Annotated in this window: 2 protein-coding genes and 1 pseudogene; 1 reads left to right on the top strand and 2 read right to left on the bottom strand. The window is 36.4% G+C overall.

The window, feature by feature from the left end; all coding sequences use genetic code 11:
- Positions 1 to 597: pseudogene (locus tag B4237_RS11845) on the bottom strand (hypothetical protein); the annotation flags it as partial.
- Between the two features lie 71 nt (positions 598 to 668).
- Positions 669 to 1,679 carry an aldose epimerase family protein gene (locus B4237_RS11850; RefSeq protein WP_286943247.1) on the bottom strand — a complete coding sequence of 337 codons (1,011 nt, stop codon included), beginning with the start codon at positions 1,677 to 1,679 and terminating at the stop codon, positions 669 to 671.
- 181 nt (positions 1,680 to 1,860) lie between these two features.
- Here B4237_RS11850 and B4237_RS11855 point away from each other — a divergent pair, with 181 nt between their 5' ends.
- Positions 1,861 to 4,239, top strand: a complete 2,379-nt coding sequence (locus B4237_RS11855) for a T9SS type A sorting domain-containing protein (protein WP_286943249.1) — start codon at positions 1,861 to 1,863, stop codon at positions 4,237 to 4,239.
- Position 4,240 lies beyond the last annotated feature (1 nt).

Consider the following 4,240-nt stretch of genomic DNA (forward strand, 5'->3'; position numbering starts at 1 on the left):
TGCCTGATGTGGTGCAAATCTACCGTGCATTTCAATCATGACTTCGGTATCATTATTAACTCCATCTACAACCGCTTCTATCAGATCTAAAGATTTTTTGTATTCTGCTCTGCTTAGCTCAAGGTCACCATTCCCAAATGGGTCAAATTTTAAGGCCTTGTATCCAGCTGATATAACTTTTTTTGCTGCGTTGTTAAACTCTACAGGGTCTCTATTAACTTTATACCATCCATTTGCATATGCTTTTATTTTATCATTTACCTTACCGCCGATTAATTTATAAACAGGCATATCTACTTTTTTACCGATTGCATCCCAGCATGCCATTTCAACCAAGGCTAAACCGGTCATAGCTATTTCTCCAGAAACACCAAAATCAAGCAGTGTAAATCTTTTATATAGGTCTTCAATGTCAAAAACATCTGCCCCAATGATATGTCTTTTTATATCTTTAAGATATTCTATAACGGTATGGGTTTTTCCAACTACTCGAGCTTCTCCAAGACCTGTTATGCCTTCATCGGTTTCAATTACAAAAAGAGTTAGGTTTCTCCAAGGAGTAGCAAAAACAAAGGTCTTAAAGTCTATAATTTTCAAAATTTCTTCCTTACTTAATTGTTAATTTCAATCATTTGAAAAATAAAGTTAAGCTAATTTTTTAGAGTTTTTCAATTGGATAAGCCATATATAATGTTATGCGCATAAACATCTCCCTTTTTAAGGATTGTTGATGGGAAGTGTGAATTATTTGGGCTATCCGGGAAATATTGAGGCTCTAAGCACAATCCAGAATTTCTAATTAGTTTAAAACCATTTTTGCCTTCGTAGCTACCGTCTAAAAAATTTCCTGAGTAAAATTGAAGTCCAGGTAAATCTGTCTTTACGCACATTTTAATTTTTGTTTTATCACCAATGAGCTCCGCAACTTTTTTTATATTATTGGCTTTATTGTTATTTAAAACAAAATTATGGTCATATCCTTTTGCAAAATTCATCTGTTGAAAATTTTGATTAATCATTTTACCAATTCTAGTGAATTTTCTCAAATCTAGAGGAGTACCTTTAACATCCAAAAATTTACCAGTTGGTATTAATTGATGATCAATCTCAGTAATTTGGTTTGAATTTATTTTAATTTTGTGATTAAGAATATCTTCACCTGTATTTCCATTCAAATTAAAATAAGAGTGTTGAGTTAGATTTATAATAGTGTCCATATCAGAAAATGCATAGAATGCAACTTTAAGTTCATTTAAATCATTAATAGTATAAGAGACTGTTGTCTTCAAAGTTCCAGGGTAATTTTCATCTTGATCTCTGCTTTCTAAAGACAATATTAATGTATTTGTTTTATGCTCAACAACATCCCATAGTTTAGAACTAAATCCTTTTTGCCCTCCGTGAAGATGGTTGCCATTATCATTTTGTGTCAATTTTACGAGTTTACCATTTAACAAAAATTGACCATTTGCAATCCTATTTGCATATCTACCTGCAATACAGCCCAAGTATAGCGGATTAGACTCATAGTTAATTTCATCTCCATAACCAAGAACGATATCCACTCTATTTTTATCTTTAAGCTCGAAATTCCAGGATTTCAATGAAGCTCCATAACTATTAAAAGTCAAGATTGAACCTTTTTTATTAAATATTTTTAATGTTTTTGGTATGTTCATGTGAATTTATAAAAATTCAAAAAGTTCCTTGGAATATGTATAATTATTGATAGATTTGATAACAATAAGTTAAGAATAATTTGTAGAATCAAGTAGTATATTGTGGTATTTTGCAAGATATGTAGACTTATTCTAGACATTAAAAACTTGTCTAATTAACCAAAACAAGGAGGAAACTCGTATGATTAAAATGCTAATCAAATTGCAATTTGCATTCGTCCTGATCTTCTCAATCGCATTTTCCAATACATTCGGACCATACACTGCCGATGGTAATACTGTCATCTTGATGAATTTTGATTCTGATCACAGCAATACTGGTAATGGTGGAGATGCAACTGTTGTTGGGGAAATCACCTATACGGATGCAGGTAAGCACGGAAATGCTGCTTACTTTAACAACGGTTCTGTTGCAATAAACGACTCTACCATAGCTCCAGCTGATACATCATACTTGATGTTTGCTGATCATTCAAATTTAGATCTTGAGGAGACATGGACCATAGAATTTTGGGCGAAATCAAAAGCTCGAAATCCTTGGAGTAGCAACATGCATATCTTTTCTAAACCTGATACAGCTGTAGGGACAGTTAATCCAGGTGGTAATGGTGGCCCCCTCTCAAATTATGAGATTGGGATCAACGGTGCAAACGTAGAACAACACTGGCGTGATAAAGACGCTATGCTAAAAAGAGCTTTTGGCGTAGGTAATGTTGCCGGAGGATATGATTCAACAGCAATGGCTTACCCTTGGGTGCATGTAACATGGATACATGATTACGATTCTAGGTTTGATGCTATTTTTGTTCATGATGTTGATGGAGCTTTAATAGATTATGGTTATTCTCGATTTCATGCTGGTACCAGTTGGAATGAGGACCGCTGGTATGAATACACACCAACAAGCATGGGAAAGGCTCATACTCACGATTTACCAGCTTACGTTGGAGTAAAAGCAGCAAATATGGCTGGTTTTGATGGATGGCTTGATGAATTTAGGGTCAGTAATGTAGTTCGTGGATTTGATAATGCTCCTGTCTTAGCTGAGCATGGTTGGGCTAATGGAAATCCAGGTTATTTAGGTAAGAGAAATCCTTACACTGGAGCAGGAACTCATACTGTTAACATTGATGTAGCTCAGTTTAGTTCATCAGGATCCTACTCAATCACCGGTGTGGAACTTTTCTATAATTCTAGAGCTAGCTTGGCTGACTCTATTGGGCCAGGAGATGCATCATTTCAATCTGTTCAAATGACTCATTCTGAAGGAGTAACTTGGACTGGTTCATTTCCAATAGGTGCTAGAGGTACATACCATGAGTACTACTTTCATGTCACTGATGCTGCCGGGAATGTACATCCAGTAGGCTATGACGCTGAAGGTGGATTATTTGACCGTGAGGAATATCAAGCAGGTAAAGAAGGTCACATGCACACTGTTGTCGTGGTTGATGAAAATTCTTTAGTTCTTGATATGAACTTTGAGACTGAAGAAGCAGATGGTGATCCAGCTGACAATTCAGTTTATGGTTGGAATGTAGATGTTTATGGCGATTTTGCAATTGGCGATGAAGTTCCAGATGAATCATTTGGCTTGCAAGAAAGTGAGCAATCCTTTGAATGGCTAGATGGTGTACCATCTTACATCGAGATTCGTGATGGTCAAGCACTCCACGGTGAAGAATATACTTTTAGTGCGTACTTTAATTTAGGGCATGATTCTGAAAATCTGATTAATCACAATCTGATTTTGATGGCTACTCAAAATGGAGGTCGTTACAATCAAGATGGTAGTGCATGGTGGCTTGATAACTATGCTATCCAAGTCCAAGAAGATGGGGCTGGTGGTGCTAGAGTTTGGAATTATTCCTGTCTTTTAGGAGATTTATCTGATAGTTGGTGCTATCTGTTAGCTCAGCAAGCAAATCAGCACTATTCTGTTGCTCCACAAGAATGGTGGAATATGGTTTCGTCATTTGAATTTGACGCCGATGCCAGTTCCGGTCACTTTTACTCTCTCGTTATAAATGAGGATATGGAAGTCAAGACATTCTTTGAGTGGGACATGCAAGTAGCTCCTACGAAATTCCACGGAATTTGGAGACTTGGTACTCGCGGAGGGGCTGGAGCACACAATTGGCCAGTTGGATATGCCGATAATGTTAAAGTATGGAACTATGCTATAACACCAGATGACGATCCTGATGGAATTTTTCATGGAAAAACTCCAGATGCAGGTGATGCTTCATTAGCAGTTGGGGATGATAAAAATATTACTCCAGATGTTTTTGAGCTTTCCCAAAACTATCCAAACCCGTTCAACCCAACAACTTCTTTTGATCTCAGTCTATCTAGGTCTCAGGTTGTTGATTTTGCGATCTATAATCTAATGGGTCAACGTGTTAAGACACTTGTCGCTAGAAGCGTACCATCAGGTATTCATAAGATTTCATGGGATGGCAAATCTATGAATGGTAAAGAAGCTGCTAGTGGTTTGTATATCGCTAAAGCAATAGGTGATGATTTTAATTTTCAAAAGAAAATCACTTTGCTTCGATAAA

The sequence above is a fragment of the Acinetobacter sp. UBA6526 genome (assembly GCF_002434875.1).
Lineage (GTDB): Bacteria > Pseudomonadota > Gammaproteobacteria > Pseudomonadales > Moraxellaceae > Acinetobacter > Acinetobacter venetianus.